General features: G+C 71.6%; 20 protein-coding genes and 2 CRISPR repeat arrays. Of the genes, 15 read left to right on the forward strand and 5 right to left on the reverse strand.

What is annotated here, in order from left to right; all coding sequences use genetic code 11:
* Window positions 1–123: 123 nt before the first annotated feature.
* On the reverse strand, window positions 124–588 hold the full coding sequence (locus tag LPA42_RS09710; RefSeq protein WP_077935745.1) for a nitroreductase/quinone reductase family protein: 465 nt from the start codon (window positions 586–588) through the stop codon (window positions 124–126).
* 77 nt (window positions 589–665) lie between these two features.
* Between LPA42_RS09710 and LPA42_RS33830 the strand changes: the two genes are divergently transcribed.
* Entirely contained in the window at window positions 666–1,469 is an 804-nt protein-coding gene (locus LPA42_RS33830) for a TetR/AcrR family transcriptional regulator (RefSeq protein WP_077935746.1), read from the forward strand.
* Window positions 1,470–1,616: 147 nt separating this feature from the next.
* Here the strand turns inward: LPA42_RS33830 and LPA42_RS09720 are convergent, their stop codons facing one another.
* On the reverse strand, window positions 1,617–2,678 hold the full coding sequence (locus LPA42_RS09720; RefSeq protein ID WP_077935747.1) for a Ku protein: 1,062 nt from the start codon (window positions 2,676–2,678) through the stop codon (window positions 1,617–1,619).
* Window positions 2,679–2,765: 87 nt separating this feature from the next.
* Between LPA42_RS09720 and ligD (LPA42_RS09725) the strand changes: the two genes are divergently transcribed.
* Entirely contained in the window at window positions 2,766–3,707 is a 942-nt protein-coding gene (ligD, locus tag LPA42_RS09725; RefSeq protein ID WP_077935748.1) for a non-homologous end-joining DNA ligase, read from the forward strand.
* The gene (gene ligD, locus LPA42_RS09730; protein ID WP_228986494.1) at window positions 3,697–4,602 is read left to right on the forward strand and encodes a non-homologous end-joining DNA ligase; all 906 of its coding nucleotides are present in this window, start codon (window positions 3,697–3,699) and stop codon (window positions 4,600–4,602) included. The genes ligD (LPA42_RS09725) and ligD (LPA42_RS09730) overlap by 11 nt, the downstream gene beginning before the upstream one ends.
* Window positions 4,603–4,670: 68 nt before the next feature.
* On the opposite strand, the gene LPA42_RS09735 is transcribed toward ligD (LPA42_RS09730), so the two are convergent.
* Entirely contained in the window at window positions 4,671–5,837 is a 1,167-nt protein-coding gene (locus LPA42_RS09735; protein ID WP_077935754.1) for a helix-turn-helix domain-containing protein, read from the reverse strand.
* Window positions 5,838–6,160: 323 nt separating this feature from the next.
* Between LPA42_RS09735 and LPA42_RS09740 the strand changes: the two genes are divergently transcribed.
* Entirely contained in the window at window positions 6,161–6,691 is a 531-nt protein-coding gene (locus tag LPA42_RS09740) for a hypothetical protein (RefSeq protein ID WP_077935755.1), read from the forward strand.
* Between the two features lie 140 nt (window positions 6,692–6,831).
* Here the strand turns inward: LPA42_RS09740 and LPA42_RS09745 are convergent, their stop codons facing one another.
* Window positions 6,832–7,134: a hypothetical protein gene (locus LPA42_RS09745; protein ID WP_077935756.1), complete on the reverse strand. Its 303-nt coding sequence runs from the start codon at window positions 7,132–7,134 to the stop codon at window positions 6,832–6,834.
* Window positions 7,135–7,500: 366 nt separating this feature from the next.
* On the opposite strand from LPA42_RS09745, the gene LPA42_RS09750 reads away from it, so the two are divergent.
* From LPA42_RS09750 to LPA42_RS09800, 11 genes are all read left to right on the forward strand, one after another.
* The gene (locus tag LPA42_RS09750; RefSeq protein ID WP_077935775.1) at window positions 7,501–7,719 is read left to right on the forward strand and encodes a GntR family transcriptional regulator; all 219 of its coding nucleotides are present in this window, start codon (window positions 7,501–7,503) and stop codon (window positions 7,717–7,719) included.
* Between the two features lie 73 nt (window positions 7,720–7,792).
* Window positions 7,793–9,958: a CRISPR direct-repeat array (repeat unit 28 nt; unit sequence GGATCACCCCCGCATGCGCGGGGAGCAG).
* Between the two features lie 320 nt (window positions 9,959–10,278).
* Window positions 10,279–13,170 (forward strand): CRISPR-associated endonuclease Cas3'', encoded by a 2,892-nt coding sequence (locus tag LPA42_RS09755; RefSeq protein WP_228986495.1) that lies wholly within the window; start codon window positions 10,279–10,281, stop codon window positions 13,168–13,170.
* A gap of 232 nt (window positions 13,171–13,402) precedes the next feature.
* Window positions 13,403–15,097 (forward strand): type I-E CRISPR-associated protein Cse1/CasA, encoded by a 1,695-nt coding sequence (gene casA / locus LPA42_RS09760; protein ID WP_228986496.1) that lies wholly within the window; start codon window positions 13,403–13,405, stop codon window positions 15,095–15,097.
* On the forward strand, window positions 15,094–15,789 hold the full coding sequence (gene casB, locus LPA42_RS09765; RefSeq protein WP_077935759.1) for a type I-E CRISPR-associated protein Cse2/CasB: 696 nt from the start codon (window positions 15,094–15,096) through the stop codon (window positions 15,787–15,789). The genes casA and casB overlap by 4 nt, the downstream gene beginning before the upstream one ends.
* A 2-nt stretch (window positions 15,790–15,791) precedes the next feature.
* Entirely contained in the window at window positions 15,792–16,943 is a 1,152-nt protein-coding gene (gene cas7e / locus LPA42_RS09770; RefSeq protein WP_077935760.1) for a type I-E CRISPR-associated protein Cas7/Cse4/CasC, read from the forward strand.
* A complete protein-coding gene (gene cas5e / locus LPA42_RS09775; RefSeq protein WP_077935761.1) occupies window positions 16,940–17,662 on the forward strand; it encodes a type I-E CRISPR-associated protein Cas5/CasD in 723 nt (240 codons plus the stop codon). The genes cas7e and cas5e overlap by 4 nt, the downstream gene beginning before the upstream one ends.
* 8 nt (window positions 17,663–17,670) lie before the next feature.
* On the forward strand, window positions 17,671–18,354 hold the full coding sequence (gene cas6e, locus LPA42_RS09780) for a type I-E CRISPR-associated protein Cas6/Cse3/CasE (RefSeq protein ID WP_077935762.1): 684 nt from the start codon (window positions 17,671–17,673) through the stop codon (window positions 18,352–18,354).
* Window positions 18,351–19,322: a type I-E CRISPR-associated endonuclease Cas1e gene (gene cas1e, locus LPA42_RS09785; RefSeq protein WP_077935763.1), complete on the forward strand. Its 972-nt coding sequence runs from the start codon at window positions 18,351–18,353 to the stop codon at window positions 19,320–19,322. Before cas6e ends, cas1e begins: the two co-directional genes overlap by 4 nt.
* A complete protein-coding gene (cas2e, locus tag LPA42_RS09790) occupies window positions 19,322–19,732 on the forward strand; it encodes a type I-E CRISPR-associated endoribonuclease Cas2e (protein WP_077935764.1) in 411 nt (136 codons plus the stop codon). The genes cas1e and cas2e overlap by 1 nt, the downstream gene beginning before the upstream one ends.
* Window positions 19,733–19,757: 25 nt before the next feature.
* Window positions 19,758–20,457: direct repeats of the CRISPR family, unit length 28 nt; unit sequence CTGCTCCCCGCGCACGCGGGGGTGATCC.
* A gap of 322 nt (window positions 20,458–20,779) precedes the next feature.
* Window positions 20,780–21,124: a type II toxin-antitoxin system HicB family antitoxin gene (locus LPA42_RS09795; protein WP_077935776.1), complete on the forward strand. Its 345-nt coding sequence runs from the start codon at window positions 20,780–20,782 to the stop codon at window positions 21,122–21,124.
* A 117-nt stretch (window positions 21,125–21,241) separates the two neighbouring features.
* On the forward strand, window positions 21,242–21,997 hold the full coding sequence (locus LPA42_RS09800; protein WP_077935765.1) for a TIGR03089 family protein: 756 nt from the start codon (window positions 21,242–21,244) through the stop codon (window positions 21,995–21,997).
* 85 nt (window positions 21,998–22,082) lie between these two features.
* Here LPA42_RS09800 and LPA42_RS09805 read toward each other — a convergent pair whose 3' ends face one another.
* Window positions 22,083–24,419, reverse strand: a complete 2,337-nt coding sequence (locus LPA42_RS09805) for an esterase-like activity of phytase family protein (RefSeq protein ID WP_077935777.1) — start codon at window positions 24,417–24,419, stop codon at window positions 22,083–22,085.
* Window positions 24,420–24,513: the final 94 nt, after the last annotated feature.

A 24,513-nucleotide genomic window follows, 5' to 3' on the forward strand; every position in this document is an offset into this window, starting at 1 on the left:
CCGATCACGCTAGTTGCGGCCGACTGACCTGTGCTTCTTGATTCCTGATCGGTCCGGCCGTCGGTTCGTGTCGGCGGTCCGGCCGTCGGTTCGTGCCGCCGGTCCGGCCTGCCCGGCGGCCGCCTAGGCGGGCACCGGGGTCAGGACGACGATCGCGGTGTCCCGGCCCCGGTGGGCGGCGAGGCCGTCCAGGTCGCCGTAGCCCCGGTAGTCGTGCAGCGCCGACCACAGCCGGTCGCGCTCGGCTCCGGTGGCTCGGTGGGCGGTCACCTCGCGAGACTCGCCGCCGAGGTCGACGGTCGCCCGCGGGCGGGCCTGGAGGTTGAGCCACCAGGCGGGGTCGGCCGCGTCCCAGCCGTTCATGGCGAGGGTGACGAACCGGTCGCCGTCGCGGATGTAGCCGACGATGACGGCACGTGGCCGGCCCGAGCGGCGGCCGGTCGTGTGCAGCCGCAGCATGCCGAACCGGCCGCCCGGCGTCGGGGCGCTCAGGCCCACCCGGTCGGCGGTGACGCGGAGGAGAGCCTTGTGGCCCAGCCAGGCGCTGCGGACGAACCACCTCGGCGGGGGCTTGGGGGAGGTGCCCATGGCGGCCTCGTTTCTACGGTGTAGGTCTACACCGTAGAGTAAGTCCTACGCCGTAGGGCGGCAAGTAGGATCCGAAGGTGCCCCGACACGCCGACGACCGCTCCGCGACCCGCGCCCCCGCCCGCCTCAGCCGGGAGGCGATCGTCGCCGCCGCGATCGGCCTCGCCGACCGGGACGGCCTCGCCGGGCTGAGCATGCGGCGGCTCGCCCAGCACCTCGGCGTGGACGCGATGTCGATCTACTACCACCTGCGCGACAAGGACACCCTGCTCGCCGCGATGGTCGACGCCGTCGCCGCCGAGATCGAGGTCGACGGCGAGATCGAGGCCGCCACACTAGGCGGCGGTGGGACCGAGGCCGCCGCAGTCGGCGGCGGTGGGACCGGGGCCGGCGGCGAGGTGGCGGCCGGCAGCGGCCCGGCAGGCGCAGGCACCCCCGGGCCGTGGACCGACCAGTTGCGGGCGCTGATCATGCGGGCCCGCCGGACGATGCTGCGCCACCCCTGGGCGGCCCGCGTGCTGGAGGCCCGCGACACGCCCACCCCGGCCGTGCTGCGGCACATCGAGCGGGTGCTCGCCGTGCTGCGGGGCGGCGGCTGCTCGGTGAGCCTGAGCCACCACGCCCTGCACCTGCTGGGCAGCCGGATCCTCGGCTTCAGCCAGGACCTGTTCGACGACTCGCCGAACACCCCCGCGACCGAGGCGGAGACCGCCGCGCAGGCAGCCGCCTGGGCCGAGAGTATGCCGCACATCGCGGAACTCGCCGTCGCGGTCTCGCACAGCGGCGCCCTCGGCGGCTGCGACGACGAGGACGAGTTCGCCTTCGCCCTCGACCTGCTGATCGAGGGGCTCGACCGCCGGCGGCTCGCCGAACAGGGCTGACCTCCCCTTGCGGGGCCCCGCCCGAGGTGCGCGCGATCAGTGGCCGGTTGCGGTGGAACCGCACCGGCGTGTCGTGTGGTGGAGGCAGCCACTCATCCCGGCCCGGTCACTCCGGGACGCCTCGATACCCGGTGACACCGGCCCCGGCTAGGCGGTCTTGCGGGGCGCCGCCTTCTTCGGGGCGGCCTTTCGCGCCGGCGCCTTCTTCTCGGCCTTCGCCCCCGCCGCCTTCGTCGTGGCCTTCCCCGGGGCCGCCTTCTTCGTACCCCCGGTGGACCCGCCGCCGGTCCCGCCGGCCGCCTTCTTCGCCGGCTTCTTCTCGGCAGCCTTCCGCGCCGGGGCCTTCGCCTCCTTCGCGGCCTTCGTGGCCTTCTGCGCCGACCGGGCCGACGTGATCGGGGTCGGCTCGCCGCCCCGCTCCGGCTGCTCCCCGCGCGCCGCCCGCGCCCGCTCCACCGACGCCTTCAGCGCCGCCATCAGGTCCACCGCCGCCGCCGGGGCCTCCTCGACCTCCTCCGGCTGGACGACCTCCCTGCCCTCCACCTTCGCGTCGATGACCTCCTGCAACGCCGCCCGGTAGTCGTCGGTGAAGACCTCCGGCTCGAACTCGCCCGCCATCGAGTCGATCAACGAGCTGGCCATCGCCAGCTCCGGCGGCCGGACCTTCAGGTCCTCGCCCAGGAAACCGAAATCGGGGGTACGCACCTCGTCCGGCCACAGCATCGTGTTGAGCAGCAGCACCCCCTCGCGCACCCGCAGGGTCGCCAACTGCTCCCGCTGGCGCAGCGCCACCTTGACGATGGCCACCCGCTCCGAGTCGACCAGTGCGTCGCGCAGCAGCACGTACGGCTTCGTCGCCGCGCCCTCCGGCTCCAGGAAGTACGCCTTGTTGTAGAGGATCGGGTCGACCTGCTCCGCCGGGACGAACTCCAACACGTCGATCGCCCGCGACGTGGTCAGCGGCAGGTCCGCGAAATCCTCGTCGGTCAGGATCACCATCTCGCCGCCGCCGATGTCGTACCCCTTGGCGATGTCGTCGTAGGTGACCTCCTCGCCGCACACCGAACAGGTGCGCTTGTACCGGATGCGCCCCCCGTCCTCCCGGTGCACCTGGTGGAAGCGGATGTCCTTCTCCTCGGTGGCCGAATAGAGCTTCACCGCGATCGAGACCAGCCCGAACGAGACGGCCCCCTTCCAGATCGCCCGCATCCCCCGCTCCTCTCCCCGGTTAACGTTCAGGATCGCAAAGGATCGAAGCGGGCGCGATGACTTCTGTTGCCCTACTACAGTCAGGAAATGCCCGGCGCGCCGCTGAAGCCGATGCTCGCGACGACCGGCCCGCTGCCCGCCGGCGCCGAGTGGGCGTACGAGTTCAAGTGGGACGGCGTACGCGCGCTCGCCGACATCGTCGGCGGCCGGCAACACCTGTACGCCCGATCCGGCGTGCAGATCACCGCCGCCTACCCGGAGCTGATCACCCTCGCCGAGCAGGTCGACGACGCCCTGCTCGACGGGGAGGTGGTGTTGCTCAACCAGGCCGGTCAGCCCTCCTTCACCGCGCTCGCCGAACGGATGCACGTGCGCGATCCGACGAAGGCGGCCCGGCTCGCGGCGAGCGTACCCGTGACGTATCTGATCTTCGATCTGTTGCGGCTGCGCGGCGCGGACCTCACCGGCCGGCCCTGGCGCGAACGCCGCGACCTGCTGGAGGGCCTCGGACTCGGCGGCGCCCGGTGGGCCGTGCCCCCCGTCTTCGCCGACGGGCCCGCCACCTACGAGGCGGCCGGCGAACACGGCCTCGAAGGGGTGATGGCCAAGCGCACCGGCTCGGCCTACCGGCCCGGCGTCCGCTCGCCCGACTGGGTCAAGGTCAAGCTGGAGGTCACCGGCGACTTCGTCGTCGGCGGCTGGCGGCCCGGGGCCCGCAAGATCGGCGGCCTGCTCGTCGGCGTGCCCCGCCCCGACGGCCGGCTCACCTACCGGGGCCGCGTCGGCGGCGGCATCGGCGCGGCCCTCGAACGCGAACTGCTGCGCGAGCTGGAACCCCTGCGCGCCGGCAGCTCCCCGTTCGCCGCCGACGTGCCCCGCGAGGATGCCCGGGGTGCCATCTGGGTAGATCCTGAGGTCGTGGTGGAGGTGAAGTACGGCCAGCGCACCCCCGACGGCCGGCTGCGCTTCCCCCGGGTGCTGCGGCTGCGCCCCGACAAGCCGCCCGAGGAGGTGGACGATGCCGGCTGACCGGCTCAAGGTCGACGTGCAGGGCCGCTCGCTGGAGCTGTCCAACCTGGACAAGGTGCTCTACCCGGCGGCGGGCTTCACCAAGGGCGAGGTGATCGACTACTACACCCGCATCGCCCCGGTGCTCCTGCCGCACCTCGCCGACCGGGCCCTCACCCGCATCCGCTACCCCAACGGCGTCGAGGACAAGAGCTTCTTCGAGAAGAACGCCCCCGCCGCCACCCCCGCCTGGGTACGCACCGAGAACCTCCCCGCCCCCGGCTCCACCAAGGGCCGCGAGACCATCGACTACGTAGTCGCCGACGACCTGCCCACCCTCGTCTGGCTGGCCAACCTCGCCGCCCTGGAACTGCACACCCCGCAGTGGAAGATCGGCGGCCACCCCGACCTGCTGGTCGTCGACCTCGACCCCGGCCCCCCGGCCGGGCTGCGCGAATGCAGCCAGGTGGCGCTGCTGCTGCGCGACCGGCTGGCCCTTGACGGGCTCGACTCCTATCCGAAGACGTCGGGCAAGAAGGGCATGCAGCTCTGCTGCCCGATCGCCGGCACCCAGTCCTCGGACACGGTCTCCGACTACGCCCACCGGGTCGCCCGCGAGCTGGAGGAAGCCCACCCGAAGCTGGTCGTGTCGAAGATGGCGAAGAACCTGCGCGGCGGGAAGGTCTTCATCGACTGGAGCCAGAACAACGCGGCGAAGACGACGGTAGCGCCGTACTCGCTGCGCGCCCAACCCGTGCCGGCCGTGTCGACGCCGCTGACCTGGGACGAGGTGGCGGCCGGCGCGGCCGGAAAGCGCCCGGCTGCTCGCCCCTACACCGCCGCCGAGGTGCTCAAGCGGGTGGACAAGCACGGCGACCTGCTAGCCCCGCTGCTCGACGGCGGCCCCGAGGTGTAAGGAGGGGCCCCCTGTTAACGCATTCTGTTGTACAAGGGGCCCTTCCTAACCAACCAGACCCGGCAGCGCTAGCCGACTGCGGCGACGGTGGCGCCGCTCGCCAGGACGTGCCGCCCGAGGGGACGCAACGTGTGCAGCACGGAGCCGCCCGTCCGACGGGTGTCGATCAGCCCGGCGGCCCGCAGGACGCTCGCGTGCTGGCTGGCGGTGGCCGCCGACACGCCGACCCGCCGGGCCAGTTCGCTGGTGCCGCATCCCGCGCCCACCGCCGCCAACACCGCCGCCCGGGTGCCACCGAGCAGCGCGGCGAGCGACGCGCCCTCGGCCGCGTCCACCTGCGGTGGCGGCCAGGCGGTGTCGAGCCCGGCCGCCTGGGCGGTGTCGAGGCCGGTCGCCCAGCCGGTGTCGGGGCGGTCGGGCGCGGCGGTGCCCAGGTCGGTCGTCCGGGCGGCGTCGGACCGGCCGGGTCCGGCGCGATCGGCCGGCCCGACGGCGTACGCCTGCTCCGGCGGGGCCGGCACCAGGGCGGGACGGTGCGCGACCGGGTACACCAGCACGGGTGGCAGCTCGGGATCGCGGAGCAGGGTCGGCCTCCGCCAGCAGAAGAAGGACGGGACGAGCCGTAGCCCACGGCCGCCGAGGCGGACGTCCCGGCTGAAGCTCGTGCCGTGCAGCTCCAGCACCGGTGCACGCCACCGCAGGTCGGGGTGGAGCGACCCGACCAGCCCTTCGAAGCCGTGCCCGGTGAGCGTCCGCAACCGGGTGGCCCGGTCGGCGGTGACGGCGGCCCGGATCACCGGCCAGTACGGGGCCACCGCCGCCCGGTGGTAGTCGCCTACCGCGTCGGCGACCAGGCGCAGGCTCGCCGGCTCGGCGCGCGCGAGTGACCGGGCCAGCGGGGTGGGACGGCGCTGCTCGGCGAGCCGCCGCAGGTCACCGGCGAGCCGGCGGGGCCGGGTCGCGAGCAGCGCCTCGATTCCGGCCGCCAGGCCGTACGTGCCGGCGGACGGGGTGAGGAAGTCCGGTGAGTAGCCGCGGGGCGGGGCCAGCTCGGCGAGCAGCCGCGCCGCCGGGGGCAGTTGACGGCGGGTCTGCCGCCACCACTGTCGGATGCCGGGCGCCTCCGGCCGGCCCTGCAGCAGATGAATGCTGAGCAGCACCTCCCACATCGGATCGGGTGCCTCGGCGATCCGCACCCGGACGAGGTCGTCAGGGGTGAACAGAATCCTGATCATTACGACTTTCCCCCGTTCGTGTGACCAGAAATACCAGCCTTGTCGCCTCGGAGATCGTCGGCAACCCCATTCAACCTAATCGACGTACGGTGTCGCAGATCCGTTTGGCGGCGTGATTGTCGGTGGCGGATTTCGGGCTGAGTCGAAGGGTGTTGCCGCTGCTGGAGGCGTGGGGGACTCTGTTCGCAGAGGTGGAAAGCAGGGGCGCCTCGACGGAATTTCTGCCTTTGGTCAGCCTTATTCGGCCACGAATGTCAATGGTCGATCCGATCCCTCCGCGTGCCGATGGCGGCCTTCTCCTGCCGTACCCGAAAGGAAACCGCATGTTCAAGTCGACCATCAGCCGGACCCGGGCCGCGCTGCTCGCCCTCGCCGCCACGGCGGCGCTGCTCGCGGCCGGCAGCGTGCTCGCCGCGCCCGCGAGCGCAGCGAGCCGGGCCGCCGCCCCCGCCGACGGGCGGCCGGTCTGCGTGACCGTCCTGGCGCCCCTCAAGGCGGGGCAGGAGTTCTCCGAGGTCCTCTCCCGCCGGTGCGGGGCGTCGGAGCAGGCCGCCCTCGCGGCGACCAGGGAGGCCGGCGTCACCGCATCCGTGCAGATCTTCACGCTGATCGAGCACGCCAACTACGGCGGGGCCTACGACCACGTCTACGGCGGCGCCTGGTGCGACGCGGCCGGCTACGGCATCAACCCCGGCTGGTACGAGTGGCGGCTGTCGTCGTTCCTGCCCGACGGCGGCTGCTACTACACCACGCTGACCAACCACAGTGGGGCGTCCCGGCGGTTCAACGGCGGCACCCCGAGCCTCCCCTCCGGCTTCAACGACAACGCCGCGAAGATCCGCACCACCGCCTGACCGGTGCCCGAGGGGCCCGCACGCACCCGTGGGCGTGCGGGCCCGCACCCTCCGCCCGCAGGTGCGGCGATCAGTGACTCTCCGCGACGAGTCGTCCGCCGCGCTCCGGCGTCGGCGGTTGCCGGAAACTGGTCGCAGGTCTACGCCCCCGGCGGCTGCCGCCCGCGCCACCCGTAGGACCGCTGGTTGCGGCGGCTCGCGCACGGCGCGAGGTGGTCGCTTGGCAGGCCGCACCGCGCGCCGCCAGCCAGTCGCCGGTCGCAGAACACCCGATGATGTACGCGCTGCTCGTCCTCGGTCGACACGGTCACCTCCCCGACGTCGACACACCGGGTGAGCTGGGCCAGGACCCGTGCCGCCGTGCGGGCGAGGATCCGGGCGCGGAGCAGGTCCGGCACGACGATCGGCACGTGCACGACCCACCGGCTGTTGGGGCCCTTCATCGGCTTGGGGTCGGGGTCTTCGACATTCCAGTGCCCTTCCGTTGGTTGGGGGTGGACCTGCCGGCGCAGCCTCACTCGACGTGCGGCGGCAGGGCACAACTGGGGCCGGGGCGGCCGGGCCGGGGGAATGGCCCAGCCGCCCCGGAACGGGGGAGTGGTGCTGACGGGACGGGCCACCACCACGGCAAGCGCCAACCGACCGCAGGCGCCGCGTCACTGAAAGCGACCGTACGGACCCTTCGAAGCAATGTCAAGAGCAGTCGCAGTGTCCTCACCTATGTCAGCACTGCCAAATGGCTTAGGTGTTTTGCCTGTCTCAGGAGGTGGATCGATACTGGCAAAGCCAACCGACTGCAAGGGGTGCTCGTGCCTATCCCGCCCACCATGAACGAACTGCTGGAGGATCTCGTCAGGCGAATCGACGAGGGGGAGTGGCCTCGTGGTGCCCAGTTGCCGCCCGGTCATGTGCTGGCCGACGAGTACGACGTGTCGCTGTCGACCATCAACCGGGCTTGGGCGACGCTGCGGAAGCGGGGCGTCCTGGTGGGCCGCCCCGGCCGAGGTGTCTTCGTCGCCGAGCGCTAGCAGCAACTAGGCGCAAGCACGGTGGTGCGCGGGGTAGCGCGGCCAGGCCGGATGCCGAACGACGAGTGCCGCAGGGTCACCCCCGCATGCGTGGGGAGCAGCCCAGCCACGTCGCGGACACGTCGAAGATCAGCGGATCACCCCCGTATGCAGCGGGGAGCAGCGCATCGGCTGTCCGGCGTCGCTGTCGATGACGGGATCACCCCCGCATGCGCGGGGAGCAGAAGTGGGCGCTGACGGTGGTGAGCCCCTTCCAGGGATCACCCCCGCATGCGCGGGGAGCAGATGACCACGATCCCCGACCCCCGCCGCCTGGCCGGATCACCCCCCGCATGCGCGGGGAGCAGCTGCGGTCCGGGCCGCCGCCGATCTGGGAGCCGGGATCACCCCCGCATGCGCGGGGAGCAGGGCGTCGGCGGGTTGAGTGCGGCGGCCAGGAGGGGATCACCCCCGCATGCGCGGGGAGCAGCGCTTCTTCCCCAGGCAGGCGACGATGACGCCCGGATCACCCCCGCATGCGCGGCGAGCAGCTCGTCGAGGGCTACACCGAGCAGCTCGACAAGGGATCACCCCCGCATGCGCGGGGAGCAGCTGGGCATCAACGTCTACGACGCCCAAGGCCAGGGATCACCCCCGCATGCGCGGGGAGCAGGTCACGATCACCCGCGATCGCGGCGATTGGGAGGGATCACCCCCGCATGCGCGGGGAGCAGGACACCGACTTCGAGCTGGAGTTCGCCGGGCTGGGATCACCCCCGCATGCGCGGGGAGCAGCCCTTCTCCGTCCCCTCGTCGAGGGTCGCCCCGGGATCACCCCCGCATGCGCGGGGAGCAGGTCTCCGCCGGCCTGGACAAGGTGCTCCCTGGGGGATCACCCCCGCATGCGCGGGGAGCAGGCCACAATCCCAATGATGATCAGTCCAATGGGGGGATCACCCCCGCATGCGCGGGGAGCAGCTTAGCTCCACCGCGCAACAGCATCTTGCACAGGGATCACCCCCGCATGCGCGGGGAGCAGAAGGGGCACACCGACAGCGAGATCGCCGACGGCGGATCACCCCCGCATGCGCGGGGAGCAGAGCCAGTCGCCCACCGGCACCTGCTGGTCCGGGGGATCACCCCCGCATGCGCGGGGAGCAGCAGGATCACGCACTTCCCGACCGGCCCGGTCGCGGGATCACCCCCGCATGCGCGGGGAGCAGCGGGTGCCCGCCGGATGCTCTTTGGTGATCCCGGGATCACCCCCGCATGCGCGGGGAGCAGACCTGCCCGTCGCCGGCCAGCGCGCGCCGCTCGGGATCACCCCCGCATGCGCGGGGAGCAGGTTCCTCTCTGCGACAGAGGGCGCGGAACCCGGGGATCACCCCCGCATGCGCGGGGAGCAGGTACGGGGTTCCGTACGAATGACCGTACGGGATGGATCACCCCCGCATGCGCGGGGAGCAGCAAGACGGACGACTCCGGCACGATCAACACCGGGGATCACCCCCGCATGCGCGGGGAGCAGGTTTTCGTCAGTTCGTCAGCCTCATCGCCACCGGGATCACCCCCGCATGCGCGGGGAGCAGAGCAGATCCGGATCGCGGCGGTGCTGGCGGCCGGGATCACCCCCGCATGCGCGGGGAGCAGTTGTCGTGTTTGCCGAACTGGGATCGGCGGACGGGATCACCCCCGCATGCGCGGGGAGCAGAAGTGCGACGCTGCTACCCGAACGCCTTTCCAGGGATCACCCCCGCATGCGCGGGGAGCAGACTCTCGCGTTAGTGGCAGGATCATAAAGGTCGGGATCACCCCCGCATGCGCGGGGAGCAGGCCGAGGGCAGCGAGACCGTCGGCCGCGGCAACGGATCACCCCCGCATGCGCGGGGAGCAGGTCGCTTAGTGCACAGGTCGGCATGCTCATGGAGGATCACCCCCGCATGCGCGGGGAGCAGGTCTTGACCACGCCCGACCCGGCCGTGCCGGCGGGATCACCCCCGCATGCGCGGGGAGCAGGCTGTTTGCAACTCCCTTGACTTCGGATCGGGGGGATCACCCCCGCATGCGCGGGGAGCAGTCGTCCGGCCCGCCCAGGTAGACGCGGTACGGCGGATCACCCCCGCATGCGCGGGGAGCAGCGTTAGTCAGGTGCGCCAGGGAGGGGAAACCTGGGATCACCCCCGCATGCGCGGGGAGCAGTTATGCGTGCGGGCCCCAAAGCTTCCCTTATTCGGATCACCCCCGCATGCGCGGGGAGCAGGCTTTCTGACCTGCGATGCTAAAGATCAACTTCCTGGTTTTCGTTCACTTGCCTCTCAAGGCCATCGCTGTTGGAATCGAGCGCGCCGGTTGGGTTGGTGTGAGTCGCAGCCGGATCAGCGTACCGATGGAATCTCCGCGAGGGCGTCCGACGGGGAGGGGTTCCGGCGACCGGATTAATCTTGCTCGATCTCCAGCCAGGCCGCGTCCGGGCGTATATGAGCGTCGTTCTCGATGCTGAAAGCGGCCGCGTGGTCGGTCTGTGAGTCGTCCCTGGAAGTAGGTCGTCAGGTGTCGTACCCCTCTGTTCTCATCTCCTCCGTGCCCGATCGACCTGGTCTCAGCGAGAGTGCCCGTCTTGTCTGGGGCAAGACGAACCGCGATCGGGGCTTCTGGCTTCCGCTGCATCGTCACCTCGCCGACAGTGCCGATGTCGCCGGCCTGCTGTGGGACATGTGGCTGCCGGAAAGTGTCCGGCGGCCCATCGCTGCGCCGTTGCCCGGTGGGGCCGACGACGGCCGCCGGCTGGTCCGCTGGCTTGCCGGCGTCCACGACATCGGCAAGGCCACCCCGGCGTTCGCCTGGCAGGTGAAACACCTGCGGCAGGGGATGCGGGACCACGGTTTCGCCTTCGACAGCCAGGTGGAGAATGACCGCCTGCGCGCCCCGCACGGCCCGGCAGGGCATCTCGCCCTGATCGACTGGCTGACCGGTGCGAAGGGCTGGACCCGGGACCAGGCCGAGGCGTACGCGGTGGTCGTCGGCGGCCACCACGGGGTGCCGCCGACCGACGGCGACCTCAAGGCAATCCGCGACCGGCCCTACCTGCTCGGAGTCGACGGGCTGTGGCCGCAGGTGCGCGAGGAGCTGCTCGATTGGATGAGCCAGCACGCCGAGGTGACCACCAGGCTGCCGGTCTGGCGGGAGGCCGCCCTGCCGCAACCGGTGCAGGTGTTGCTGACGGCCATTGTGATCGTCGCCGACTGGATCGCCAGCAACGACGATCTCTTCCCGTACGGCTTCCAGCGGGAGAATGCGCCGGACCGCCTTGCCCAGGCGTGGGATGAACTCGACCTGCCGACCCCCTGGCAGGCAGTCGACGTGAGTGGCCTGGATATCTCGACCTTGTTCTCCCGGCGCTTCGAGTTGCCGGCTGGGACGCGGCCCTACCCGGTCCAGGCGGCAGTGGTGGAACAGGCGCACACCATGCCGCTGCCGGGTCTGCTGATCGTCGAGGCGCCCATGGGTGAGGGCAAGACCGAGGCCGCGCTCGCGGCCGTGGAGATTCTCGCCCGGCGCAGCGGTGCGGGCGGTTGCTTCCTGGCGCTTCCTACCCGCGCGACCGGGGACGCCATGTTCAGCCGGGTGCTGACCTGGCTCAGCCGGCTCCCTGATGCGGATCTGGGCAGGGGTGCCCGGGATGCTGCCCTGGCGCACGGCAAAGCGATGCTCAACGACGAATACTCCCGGCTCTACCGGGGGGTGCTGCCCAGCGCGATCGCCCTGGACGAGGGCGGGACACAGACCGCCGTGCACGGCTGGCTGGCCGGCCGGAAGCGCAAGCTGCTGTCCAGCTTCGTCGTCGGCACCATCGACCAGTTGCTCTTCGCCGCGTTGCAGGCCCGGCATGTGGCCCTGCGACACCTCGGCCTCGCCGGCAAGGTGGTCGTTATCGACGAGGCGCACGCCTACGACGTCTACATGAGCCGGTACCTGGACCGGGCGCTGGAATGGCTGGGGGCCCACGGCGTACCCGTGGTCATCCTGTCGGCGACCCTTCCCGCTGCGCGGCGGGCCGACATGATGCGGGCCTACGACGACGGTCGGTTGGGCCGTCGGCAGGCGGGCGGCGCTCGCCGCAGGTATCGCGCGGGCGGCACCGCCGCCGCCGACGACTACCAACCTCTGCGCGATGATCGACGGTATCCGCTGCTCAGCGTTTCCGGTGTCGGCCGGCAGCCGGTGGCGGTGGGCTGCGCGGCATCCGGCCGCAGCCTCGACGTACGGCTGGCACCCGCGGACGACGACCTGGCTGCCCTCGCCGACCGGCTCCGGGCCGACCTTGCGGACGGTGGCTGCGTCCTGATCGTCCGCAACACCGTTGCCCGGGTGTTGGACACGGCGGCCACGTTGCGCGAGCAGCTCGGGCCGCAGATTCCGGTGTCGGTGGCGCACTCCCGCTTCATGGCCGCCGACCGTGCGGCCAAGGACAAGTGGCTGCGGGACACCTTCGGCCCGCCCAGCCACCTCGCCAAGCTCGGACGCGCCCGGCCGAGCTGCCACGTCGTCGTGGCCAGCCAGGTCGCCGAGCAGTCCCTGGACATCGACTTCGACCTGCTGGTCACCGACCTCGCCCCGGTGGACCTGATCCTGCAACGGCTCGGCCGGCTGCACCGGCACCACCGGGCCGACCGCCCCGCCCGGCTCGCGCATCCTCGGTGCCTGGTGACCGGCGCGGACTGGACAGCCGAGCCGCCCGCCCCGGTGACCGGCTCGGTCCGGGTGTACGACCGTTTCGCCCTGCTCCGGGCGGCGGCTGTGCTCCTGCCCTACCTCGACGGTGAACGTGGCCTTGCCCTTCCGCAGGAGATCGCGTCCCTCGTGCAGGACGCGTACGGCGCCGAGCCGGTCGGCCCGCCCTCGTGGCAGGACGCGCTGGCCAAGGCCGAGACGCAGGCGCTGAAGCGGACCTTCGCGGCTGGTGAGCGCGCGGAGACGTTCCGAATCCGGCCGGTCAAGCAGCCGGGGGTTTCCCTGCTGAGCTGGCTCGACGCCAACGTGGGCAACACCGATACCGCCAACGGCGACGAACGGCGCGGCCGGGCACACGTGCGCGACGACGCCGCCGAAACGCTGGAGGTGCTGCTGCTGGTCCGCCGGGGAGACGAACTGCGCACGCCGTCCTGGCTTGCCGAGGGGGGCGATGTGACTGTCCCGACGGACTTCGCGCCGTCGAAGGCGGTAGCCCGCGCGATGTTGCGGTGCGCCCTGCCACTGCCGAGGGCGCTCACCGCCAACGGTGGCACCGAGCGGATCATCGCAGAACTGGAGACCCGCAACGCCTTCCCGGCCTGGGAAAAGGATCCGCTGCTCGGCGGCGAGCTGATCCTCGATCTCGACGAGCGGGGACAGGCCCGCCTTGCCGATCACATCCTGACGTACGACCGGCACAGCGGCCTGCGCGTCGAGAAGGCCGACCCGTGTGGCGACTGACCGACGGTTGTCCGCTATCAGACAGGCCATGCGAGGCTGCTGACTCTTGGTCACCAACTTCGCTGGCCCGCACCTTGTTGAGCTGCGGCAAACCCTGCCTATGCAGGGAGCATCGTGAATATCGGTAGCGACAGCGGATCACCCCGCGTGACGTGGGAAGCGACTACAGTGCAACCGCCGTCGCATTGGTAGGGACAGGTTCAGGCCCTGATCTCATTGCCGGTCGAAGTGGATGGAGAACCTTCAGATGCCGGACGCCGCCACCTCTTCCTTCTCGCTGATCGAGCGGCCGTGGATACCGGTGCTCGACCTGTCCGGCCGTCGTCGCCTGGTCACCCTGAACGAGCTCTTCGCCCAAGCGGCGGAGCTGCGGGCCGTCGTCGGTGACCTGCCGACCCAGACGTCCGCGATCCTAAGGCTGCTCCTCGCGATCCTGCACCGGGCGGTCGACGGACCCGAGGACGAGCGTGCGTGGCAGGGGTTGTGGCGGCGTTCCGACCTGCCGGCGGACGACATCGCCGGCTACCTCGACGAGTACCGGGACCGTTTCGACCTGCTGCACCCGGTCACGCCGTTCTACCAGGTGGCCGACCTACGTACGCAGAAGGGAGACGGGTTCGGCCTGGAACGGCTGATCGCCGACGTACCGAACAACGCGCCCTACCTCACCACCAGGCTCGGGCCCGGCCTCGCCCGGCTGACACCTGCCGAGGCGGCCGTCTGGCTGGTCCACTGCCAGGCATACGACACGTCCGGCATCAAGTCCGGGGCGGTCGGTGACGACCGGGTCAAGGGCGGGAAGGGCTACCCGATCGGCCCCGCCTCCTGCGGCTCCCTCGGGCTGGTCTACCTCGAAGGCCGGACACTGCGCGAGACACTGCTGCTCAACCTCGTCCCGCTCGACAGCGACTACCTCCGGCAGGACCCGGAACGTGACTCCCCGGTCTGGGAGCGCGAGCCGCACGGCCCGACCGAGGAGGTCGAGCGCGCTCGTGGCCCGCACGGGCTGCTCAACCTCTACACCTGGCAGTCTCGCCGGATCCGCCTCTTCGGCGACCAAGCCGGGATCACCGGTGCCATGATCGCAAACGGGGACCGCATCGCCTGGCCGAACCTGCACCAGCAGGAGCCGATGAGCGGCTGGCGGCGCAGCGCCAACCAGGAGAAGAAGCTCGGGCAGCCCCTCGTCTATCTGCCCGCCCTCCACGACCACACCCGGGCCCTCTGGCGCGGGCTGACCAGCTTGCTGCCCGCCCCGACCGAACGACCGGGGGCCGAAGCCGCGAGCCGACGACCGCCAGCGGTCAGCCAGTGGCTGGCCCGGCTCCGGATCAGGCAGTTGATCGACGACCAGTACCGGGTCACCGCCCGCGCCGTCGGCGTCGTCTACGGCAACCAGATGTCGGTGGTCGACGAGGTCTACCAGGACGCGTTGACCATGCCCGTGCAGGCGTTCGACCCTGCGGGTCCGCTTGCCGTCACCATCGTGGACAGCGCCGCCGACGCCGAGGCCGCTGTCCTCACGCTGCGCCGGCTGGCCGCCGACCTGTGCCGCGCCGCCGGAGGGTACGGGGACCGGGCCGAGGACCCGCCCGCTGCCGCCGCAGACCGGGCCGCCGAAATCGGCTACGCCAAGTTGGACGTCCTGTTCCGGCGCTGGCTGGGCGACCTCGGCCCCCACAGCGACCCGGCGCGGGCGCGCATCCAGTGGCAGACGTTGGCCGATCGCTGCGTGCGCCGGCTCGGCCGGGACCTGGTGGAGCAGGCTGGCCCGCAGGCCTGGGCCGGCCGCTACGTCGACCAGGAGAAGAAGAAGCACCTGAGCAGCCCGCTCGCGGACAAGTTCTTCCGCGACGCCCTGCGTCGCGCCCTGCCGATGGCTGCTGTCACCGAGAACCCGCCCGTTTCCCAGGAGGTGCCGGCGTGACCGTCACAGCCCCAGCCGACAACGAAACCCAGAGCCCGGAGCCCAAGCGGTACGCCCGCCCGCGCGGGCCCTTCGGGGGATACGTCGCCACCCGGGTCGTGGTGTTGCAGGAGGGCTACCTTCGCGAGGAGAGCTTCGCCATCGCCGCCCTGGCCAGGCTGCGGGGTGTGGTCGGCCGGGAGCCCGGCGAGGACTTCACGATCCTGGAGCAGACCCGCGTGGCGGAGAAGTACCTCGGGGATCGCCTCGGCGACGACCCGACTCACACCGAGCGGGCCATGCACACCGCGCTGACCCTGTACGCGGTGCATCAGCAGTCGCTCCGCGACACGCCCATGCACCAGGACGGCATCGGACTTGGCGGGGCGGTCAGCCTGCTGTGCAGCGACCCGGACAGCGCCGTCGCCGTGCGACGGCGGTTCGCCGCCCTCGGCACCGCCACCAGCTACGCCGCCGTCACCACCCATTTGCGCAGTCTGATCCGGCTTCTGCGGGACCACCGGATCGCCCTCGACTACGGAGTGCTCGCCGAGGACCTGGCCAGGCTGCAGAAGCCATGGGGGCCCGCCCAGGTCCGCGGCCTGTGGGGCCGTGACTTCTACCGCCAGCCCGAGCCCGGGGACCGGCGGGGCGACGACAGCACCGACTCGAAAGCCGACTCCGCGCCCGCAGGCGCCACCTCCGAGGAGTGACCATGAGCCGCACGATCCTGGACGTCCACATCCTGCACACCGTGCCGCCGAGCAACATCAACCGGGACGACTCCGGCTCCCCGAAGACCGCCACCTACGGCGGCGTGCGCCGGGCCCGGGTCTCCTCCCAGTCCTGGAAGCGGGCGGTCCGGCTGGCGTTCCGCCGTACCCTCGACGACTCCCAGCTCGGCGAGCGGACCAAGCGCATCGGAGAGGCGATCGCCGCCCGGATCGCCGACCTCGACCCAGAGCTGAAGGATCGGGCGTCCGCCCTGGCAGCCGACGTGCTGAAGGCGTCCGGTCTGGTGAAGAAGGAGGCCGCGGCGAAGAAGGGCAAGAGCGAGGCGGCGGCGAAGTCCGACGTCGAGTCCGGCTACCTGATGTTCCTCAGCCACCGCCAGCAGGAGAACCTGGCGCGGGCCGCGATCGACGCCGAGCGGATCGGGGAGAAGCTCGACACCAAGCAGCTCCAGAAGCTGGCCGACACCGACCACTCCATCGACATTGCCATGTTCGGCCGGATGCTCGCCGACGTGCCGGACCTGAACGTCGACGCCGCCGTCCAGGTCGCCCACGCCCTCAGCGTCCACGCCGTCGACAACGAGTTCGACTACTACACCGCCGTGGACGACCGTAAGCACGACAACCAGGAGACCGGTGCCGGCATGATCGGCACGATCGAGTTCAACTCCGCCACCCTCTACCGGTATGCGACGGTCGACGTCGACCGCCTGCACGAAACCCTCGGCGACGCCGACGCCACGCGTGAGGCCGTGACGGCATTCCTGCAGGCCTTTGTCACCAGCATGCCGTCCGGCAAGCAGAACACGTTCGCCAACGGCACCCGCCCCGACGCGGTCATGGTGCGGCTGCGTGACACCCAGTCGGTCAACCTGGTGGGGGCCTTCGAGGAGCCCGTTCGGGAGCGGCAGCTCGGGGATCGCTCCGGCATGGTCGCCGAGGCCGCCCAGAAGCTCGCCGACTACACCACCGAGATCGAGGAGACGTACGGAGATCCCGCCGTCGCCGCCTGGGTCACCCACGTCGGCAGCCGTACCGCCGCCCTCGCACCTCTCGGCGAGGTGCTGCCCCTGCCCGGCCTGGTCAGCGCCGTCGGGACGACTGTCGCGGACCGCCTCGGCACGCCGGCATGAGCGTCCTGCTGCTGCGGCTGGCCGGCCCGCTCCAGGCATGGGGGTCGACCAGCCGCTTCACCCAGCGGCACACCGAGATCGCGCCCACCAAGAGCGGAGTGATCGGGCTGCTCGCCGCAGCCCGGGGGCAGCGGCGCACCGATCCGCTGACCGAGCTGCTCGGCATTGACTTCGGGGTACGGATCGACCAGCCCGGCCAGATCCTCCGCGACTTTCAGGTTGCCCGCACCCTCGACGGCCGGGACAGCATGCCGCTGACCAACCGCTACTACCTCTCCGACGCGGTGTTCCTCGCCGCGATCGGTGGCGACAGCGAGCTGCTCGACGGCCTGCACGAGGCGGTACGCCGGCCGCAGTTCCCGCTCTATCTGGGCCGCCGGTCCTGCCCGCCGGTCGCGCCCGTCACCCTCGGCGTCCGCCCCGGCACGGTCGCAGAGGTGCTCGGTGACGTGCCGTGGCAGGCTTCGAAGCGACTGCGTGAGCGCGCACCATCGACCGTTGGGCTGGAGGCGCTCCTCGACGCTCCGCCGGGGGCCGAGGCCACCGAGACTTTCCAGGACGAGCCGATCAGCTTCGACCCGGCCCACCGGCAGTACGGGTGGCGGGCTGTCGTCCGTACCCGGGTCCTCGTGCCCAACCCCGACGGCCGTCCTCCCGTCGCCGCCGGTGTCCCCGGAGGCCCCGCCCTGGCCGACCACGACCCGCTCACGTGGCTGTGAGGACGACGATGTACCTGACCCGGTTCCTCATGAACACCGCCCGGCAGGGCGCGCGCAAGTTGCTCGCCTCGCCGCAGGCGATGCACGCCGCCGTACTGTCCGGCTTCCCCCGTCCCGAGGACCACACCCGCGACGACGCCCGCACCCTGTGGCGCGTCGACCAGCGGCGGGACCGGCAGGTCGTGCTCTACATCGTGAGCCCGACCGAGCCCGAGCTGACCCACCTCGTCGAGCAGGCCGGCTGGCCGAGGAGCAGCGAGTCCTGGGAGACCCGCCCCTACGACCGCCTGCTCGACTCCTTGGAGAAGGGGCAGCGATGGGCGTTCCGGTTGACGGCCAACCCCAGCCGCACCGGCCGTAAGACGGAGAACTCGCCGACGACGCAGAGATTCGGTCAGGTCACCGCCACGCAGCAGATCGAGTGGCTGACCAGCCGGGCCGAGCGGCACGGGTTCACCATCGCCCGGCAGGCTGACGGGGAGCTGAACCTCGTCACCTACGACCGCCAGGTTCGCCGGTTCACCCGCAACCACGGACAACGGCCGGTCACCCTCGTTACGGCCACCTACGACGGCGTCCTTGACATCGAGGACCCGGCCCTGTTTCGTAACGTCCTCACCCGGGGCATCGGCCACGCTCGGGCGTACGGGTGCGGGCTGCTGACCCTCGCGCCCGCGCAGCCGAACTCGTGAAGAAGACCCCGGGTGTGCCGCCGGCTGAACTGGCGGAACTCAACCGCGCGCAGGACCGGGTCAGTTTCGTCTACCTCGAACGATGCGTCATCCACCGGGACAGCAACGCGATCACCGCCGCCGACGAGAAGGGCGTCGTGCATCTGCCGGCCGCCACGCTCGGGGTCCTCATGCTGGGTCCCGGCACCAGCATCACCCAGCAGGCGATGATGCTGATCGCCGACAACGGCGCCACGGTCGTCTGGGTCGGTGAGCACGGCATCCGGTACTACGCACACGGGCGCTCGCTCGCCCGGTCAAGCCGTCTTCTTGTCGCCCAGGCCGCCGCCGTCTCGCACCGGGACCGGCGACTCCAGGTGGCGCGCGCGATGTATCGGATGCGCTTTCCCGGGGAAGACACCAGCAAGCTCACGATGCAACAGTTGCGCGGCAAAGAAGGAGCGAGGGTCCGCCGCTGCTACCGGGAACACTCGCTGCGCACCGGTGTGTCGTGGAACAACCGGGAGTACGACCCGGACAACTTCGACGGCAGCGATCGAGTCAACCAGGCGCTGTCGGCGGCGCACGCCTGCCTGTACGGCATCGTGCACGCGGTCATCGTCGCCATCGGCGCATCGCCGGGGCTCGGATTCGTCCACACCGGCCACGATCGGTCGTTCGTCTACGACATCGCTGACCTGTACAAGGCCGAGATCAGCATCCCGGTCGCCTTCGACATCGCGGCCGGCGAGTCGACCGACATCGGCTCGGACACCCGTCGGGCCGTCCGCGACCGGGTCCACGACGGCGCACTCCTCGACCGGTGCGTCCGCGACATCCGAAGCCTGCTGCTCACCGATGGCTCGGCCGGACCGATCGACGAGGAACAGCTCGACGAGGAAGCCGGCAGCGATGCCGTACGCCTGTGGGACGAGGAAGGCTACGAACTCGCCGGCGGCCGGAACTACTCCGGGGACGTGGACTTCTGATGACCGTCATCATCCTCACCGCCTGCCCCGAAGGGCTGCGTGGGCACCTGACACAGTGGCTGCTGGAGATCTCTGCCGGGGTGTACGTGGGGCACGTGAACAGCCGGATCCGACAGCGGCTCTGGGCCAAGGTCGTCGAGATGGCCGGGCCAGGCCGGGCACTGCTCGTCTACCAGCGGCCAGGCGAGCAACGACTGACCTTCGAGGTACACGACCATCACTGGGAGCCGGTGGACTTCGACGGGATCACGCTGATGCGTCGGCCTACAGATCGGAGGTCGTACAACCCGGCAGTGGGCCCAGGGTGGAGCAAGGCATCCAAGCGCCGGAGGTTCGGGCGGAGGGCCCCAGATGGGGGCAGCGGATCGTCGGTGCCCTCCGAACAAAGTGAAGGAAAGAGGGGTAGTTGATCTTTAGCATCCCAGCTCAGGAAGTCTGCTCCCCGCGCACGCGGGGGTGATCCGGGCACGCGTCATGATGGGTTGGCGGGACATGGCTGCTCCCCGCGCACGCGGGGGTGATCCCATCAGCGGCCCCGGCCTGTCGAGGGAGACCCTCTGCTCCCCGCGCACGCGGGGGTGATCCCCCGGTCGCGAAGCGGGTCAAGGTGTCCCGCAACTGCTCCCCGCGCACGCGGGGGTGATCCCCCGGTCGCGAAGCGGGTCAAGGTGTCCCGCAACTGCTCCCCGCGCACGCGGGGGTGATCCGCCGCCGCACTTGGCTTGGTCGGCGATGCGCCACTGCTCCCCGCGCACGCGGGGGTGATCCCCGGATTTCCAGCTCGTACGCGTCTTCGGCGAGCTGCTCCCCGCGCACGCGGGGGTGATCCGGAAGACGCGCCGTTCTCGTGGATCAGCACCGTCTGCTCCCCGCGCACGCGGGGGTGATCCCGGGCGCATGACAGCCACCGGGGCGATCGGGTCCTGCTCCCCGCGCACGCGGGGGTGATCCCGATCAGCCGGCCACCGTGCACGAGATGGAGGCCTGCTCCCCGCGCACGCGGGGGTGATCCCAGGACCAGGGCGACGACGGACGCGCCGCCGTACTGCTCCCCGCGCACGCGGGGGTGATCCCCGGCAGATCAACCACATCGAAGCTGCGATCGACTGCTCCCCTTGCACGCGGGGGTAATCGCGGATCTTGAAGGCGACGCCGGACTGGCCGACGGTGGGAGGCGTAGCGGCGATGGTACCGCCCGCAGTACCGTCGGCTCGTGCCGTCCGTAGCCAAGCTCGTTGCAGTGATGCGAAGTAACCAGCAGAACACTGCCTACAACGATCTCTACGCGGTGTGCGAGCACTACTTCGGGAAGCCCCGGCAGGCCGGCACCTCTCACGCGGTGTTCAAGATGCCCTGGGCGGATACCCGCGAGTCAAGATCCAGAACGACAAAGGCAAGGTCAAGGCATACCAGGTACGGCAGGTGCTCAAGGCGATCGACAAGAAGGAGGCCCTGTGATGGACCCCGAAACCCATCTTGACATCACCCACTACACCTACCGCGTCACCTGGTCCGCCGAGGATCGTGAGTTCGTTGCGACCTGTGCCGAGTTCCCGTCGCTCTCCTGGCTCGCGTCGTCGCAGGTCGGCGCGCTTCAAGGGCTTCAGGACCTGCTGCGCGAGGTGATCGCGGACCTGGCGGAGCAGGGCGAGCAGGTGCCGCAGCCGATCGCCGACCGCAGCTACTCGGGCAAGTTCAACCTCCGCGTCGGTGAGAGCCTGCATCGCGAACTCGCCATCCAGGCTGCCGAGGACGGGATGAGCCTCAACCAGTACGTCATCCGGAAGCTCAGAGCCGCCTGATCATTCACGCTCGGCGGCGGGTGCGTGGTCGCCGTATGCCGCCGTCGCAGAGTCAGCTCGTGGCGGTACGGTGACCTTCCGTGGCCCGAGTGGGTCGCGTTCACAGGGAGGTGTGCGATGGGAGCGCCGGACGTGTTGGCCCTGCCGGTCGCGGCGCAGGCCGAGGTAGCCCGGCCACTGTTCACCTTCTGCGACGACGCCACCGGCGAGCGGGTCGCCCTGAGCGCTGCTGACCTGGGCGGCTGGGCGGCGCGCACCGCCGGGCTGCTGCGCGACGGCTGCGGGCTGGCCCCGGGCAGCCGGGTCGCGGTGCTGCTGCCGCCGCACTGGCGTACCGCCGCCGTGTTGTTGGGTGCCTGGTCGGTGGGTCTGGCCGTGTCGTTCCGGCCCCGGGCCACCGCCGGGCTGCCGGTGCTGGAGCCGGGCGGGGACCGGCCGTACGACGCGGTGTTCGTCACCCCGCAGCGGCTCGACGACTGGCTGGAGGACGTGCCGGACGGGGTGCACCGTTACCTCGTCGGCACCGGGCCGGGCCCGCTGGTCGACGTGCCGGTGGGCTGGCTCGACTGGGACGGCGAGGTGCTCCGGCACACCGACACGCCGCCCGACTACGCCGGCGTCCACCCGGCGGAGGCGGCCACCCCCGACGGCACGAGCTTCGGCGCGTGGGGTCGGCTCGCCCGGGAGATGGCCGACCAGTTCGGCCTGCGGTCCGGCGACCGGCTGCTGGTCGACGCGGCCGAGCACGAGCAACCACTCAAGTGGCTCCTGGCCCCGCTGTCGGTCGGCGCGTCGGTGGTCGTCTGCGCCAACCTCGACCGGTCCCGCCTCGACGCCCGGGTCGCCGCCGAGGAGATCACCCGGGTGCTCTGACCGACGACGCCATGCCGGGCAGGTGGGGGTATCCGAGCGGCGGGATACCGCCACCTGCCCGGCATTCGAGCAGAGGAGCGGGGCGTCAGCGGCGGCCGAAGACCTTCGCGGCGGGGCTGAGCCGGAGCAGGACCGTCTCGCCCGTGGCGTCCTGGACGCCGTCGTTGTCGGTGATCGCGTACACCTGGCCGTTGCCGGCGACGGTCAGGCCCTCCAGCTTCTCCTGGGTCCAGCCGTTGGTGGCGCGCAGCGCCGGCAGCACGTCGACGGCGAGCGTCTTCGGCAGCACCGCCAGCGGGCCCGGCTCGGCGGGGCCGGCGGGCATCGGCACGGTGTAGACGCGCTTGAGCGCGGCGGCCGGGCCGTTCAGCTTGTCCCGTTCGATGATGGCGAGCCGGTTTCCGACCACGGTCACCTCGGACAGCCCGATCCAGTCGCCGGCGACGGCGGTGGACTCCAGCCGGTAGCCGAACCAGCTCCACGTCCCGGCGGTCACGTCGTACCGGCCGATGCGGGCGACGCCCGCCGGGTCGGTGGACACCTCGCGCTGGAGCACCGCCCAGACGATCTCCCGGCCGTGCCGGTCGGTGCCGGCGGCGACCCCCTCGAAGCCCTGCTTGCCGAGCCCGGCGGCGACCTCCGCCGGCAGGGGCACGGTCTGCCGGGTCCGCCCATCGGCGTCGAGCCGGACCAGCTTGTTCTCCGCGCCCTTGGCGCCCTCGACCGCGAGCCAGAAGCCGCCCTGCGGGCGGGCGAAGATCCCCTCCGCGTCGTAGGCGGCCGGGTTGCCGTCGGCGTCGGTCACGGGCAGGGAGTCGGTGATCACCGCCGGGGATCGGCCGGCGTCGACCGTGAAGATCCGGGTCGGGGTGTACGCCGCGTCGGTGACGCTGTAGAGCTGCTGCGGCTTGCCCGGCGCGGCGGAGAGGGCACCGAGCGCCCCCCAGCCGATCGGTGCGCCCTGCGCGTCGTCGGCCGACACGAGGCTCGGGAAGCCGGGGGTGCCACCGCCCAGCCGGTAGAGCGACACGGAGGCGCGTACGCCCGCGTCGGCGTCATCGGCCTCGCTGGAGACCGCGAGCAGCCCCCGCGACGGGATCGGCAGCAGCCCTTCCGGGCCGTTGGTGGTGGGCAGGACCTGCCGGAAGACCGGGGCGGTGGGCCGGCTGAGGTCGTAGACGGCGACGAAGTTGCTCCGCTCCGAGCCGACGAACGCGTACCGCACGCCGCCGTACTCGGCGATCGCCACGCCCTCCGGCTCGGTGCCCTTCTTCGCGGCCCGGTCCTCGTTGTGCAGGCCGTGGCGGACGGCGAGCCGCTCGAAGGTGTTGCCGGCGTCCCAGGCCACCTGGCCGGTGCGGCTGTCGAAGACGGACCAGCCGCGGGTGCCGCCCCGCCAGTCGCCCTCGTTGGCGGTGGCCAGGTAGCGGTCGTCCACCCAGGCGACGGCGTCGGGCTCGCGGGGCACGTCGGTGATCGAGCCGGTCAGGTCGATCCGGCCGTCCTTCACGGTGTCGATGCCGCTGACCGTGGCCGTGCCGGCGCTGAAGGCTCCGGTGACCCGGCCGGTGGGCAGGTCCACCAGGACGACGCCGTTGTTCTCCTGCAGGGTGACCGCGAGCTGGTTGTGCCGGTTGATCGAGACGTACTCGGGTTCCGGGTCGGTGGGCTCGGTGATCCCGGCGGCGGCCAGCGCGGGCAGGGCCTGCCCGTCGGCGGCGGTCAGCGGCACGGTCCGCAGCTTCCACCGCTGCGGCGTCGACCTGCCGTCGAGGTCGAGGATCTGCACGAAGCCGGCGGGGGCCTGGGGCAGGTCGCCCTTCTTGCGGCCGGGCGGGGTGGCGTCCTCGTCGCGCTCGTTCTCGATGGCGATCGCCGCGTACCGCTGGTCGTGGCTGATGGCGATCGAGTCCGGCTGGCCGCCGAGGTCGATGCTGCGGACCCGCTGGCGGGTGGCCAGCTCGATGACGTCGAGGCGGCCGGAGGGGGCGGTGTAGCTGGCGCTGGTGTTGACGACGACCAGGACGTACCGGCCGAGGACCGCCACCGAGGTGGGCTCGTCCTCGGCGTCACCGAGCTGGGCGAGGGAGAGCGTGCCGAGCCCGCGCGGCCGGTCCGGGCGGGAGATGTCGAGGAAGCCGATCCGGCGGGCCGCCGCGTCGGTGTAGACCAGGGTGCGGCCGTCGGGGCTGACCGCCGAGATCTCGGCGACCGTCTCCGTCGCCGGGTCCTCGCCGGCCGGCCGGTTCTGGAACACGGGGTAGGTGGCGGTGCGGTCGAAGGTGGGGCCCCCGGCGGGGTGGTGCCGGCCGGCGTCAGCGGGGCCGGCGGCGGCCGTGCCGGTGACGGCCAGCGTGCCGGCGATGGCCAGCGCGGCGGCGGCGATGCCGGCCGTCGGGGTGAGAATGCGTTTCGGTGTCACGTCGTCCTCCGTCATGTCGCTGCGACGGAGGCTGGCACGCAGGGCCGAGCGGGAGCTGGCCCGGCCGTGAACGGCGGGCGAACAACCTCAGGCC

The organism is Micromonospora sp. DH13 (assembly GCF_020873825.1).
GTDB lineage: Bacteria > Actinomycetota > Actinomycetes > Mycobacteriales > Micromonosporaceae > Micromonospora > Micromonospora haikouensis.

Coding starts and splice junctions, on each gene's coding strand:
- LPA42_RS09710 (WP_077935745.1), bottom strand. CDS start 588: ATGGGCACCTCCCCCAAGCCCCCGCCGAGGTGGTTCGTCCGCAGCGCC.
- LPA42_RS09720 (WP_077935747.1), bottom strand. CDS start 2,678: ATGCGGGCGATCTGGAAGGGGGCCGTCTCGTTCGGGCTGGTCTCGATC.
- ligD (WP_077935748.1), top strand. CDS start 2,766: ATGCCCGGCGCGCCGCTGAAGCCGATGCTCGCGACGACCGGCCCGCTG.
- ligD (WP_228986494.1), top strand. CDS start 3,697: ATGCCGGCTGACCGGCTCAAGGTCGACGTGCAGGGCCGCTCGCTGGAG.
- LPA42_RS09735 (WP_077935754.1), bottom strand. CDS start 5,837: ATGATCAGGATTCTGTTCACCCCTGACGACCTCGTCCGGGTGCGGATC.
- LPA42_RS09740 (WP_077935755.1), top strand. CDS start 6,161: ATGTTCAAGTCGACCATCAGCCGGACCCGGGCCGCGCTGCTCGCCCTC.
- LPA42_RS09745 (WP_077935756.1), bottom strand. CDS start 7,134: ATGAAGGGCCCCAACAGCCGGTGGGTCGTGCACGTGCCGATCGTCGTG.
- casA (WP_228986496.1), top strand. CDS start 13,403: ATGGAGAACCTTCAGATGCCGGACGCCGCCACCTCTTCCTTCTCGCTG.
- cas7e (WP_077935760.1), top strand. CDS start 15,792: ATGAGCCGCACGATCCTGGACGTCCACATCCTGCACACCGTGCCGCCG.
- cas5e (WP_077935761.1), top strand. CDS start 16,940: ATGAGCGTCCTGCTGCTGCGGCTGGCCGGCCCGCTCCAGGCATGGGGG.
- cas6e (WP_077935762.1), top strand. CDS start 17,671: ATGTACCTGACCCGGTTCCTCATGAACACCGCCCGGCAGGGCGCGCGC.
- cas2e (WP_077935764.1), top strand. CDS start 19,322: ATGACCGTCATCATCCTCACCGCCTGCCCCGAAGGGCTGCGTGGGCAC.
- LPA42_RS09795 (WP_077935776.1), top strand. CDS start 20,780: ATGGACCCCGAAACCCATCTTGACATCACCCACTACACCTACCGCGTC.
- LPA42_RS09800 (WP_077935765.1), top strand. CDS start 21,242: ATGGGAGCGCCGGACGTGTTGGCCCTGCCGGTCGCGGCGCAGGCCGAG.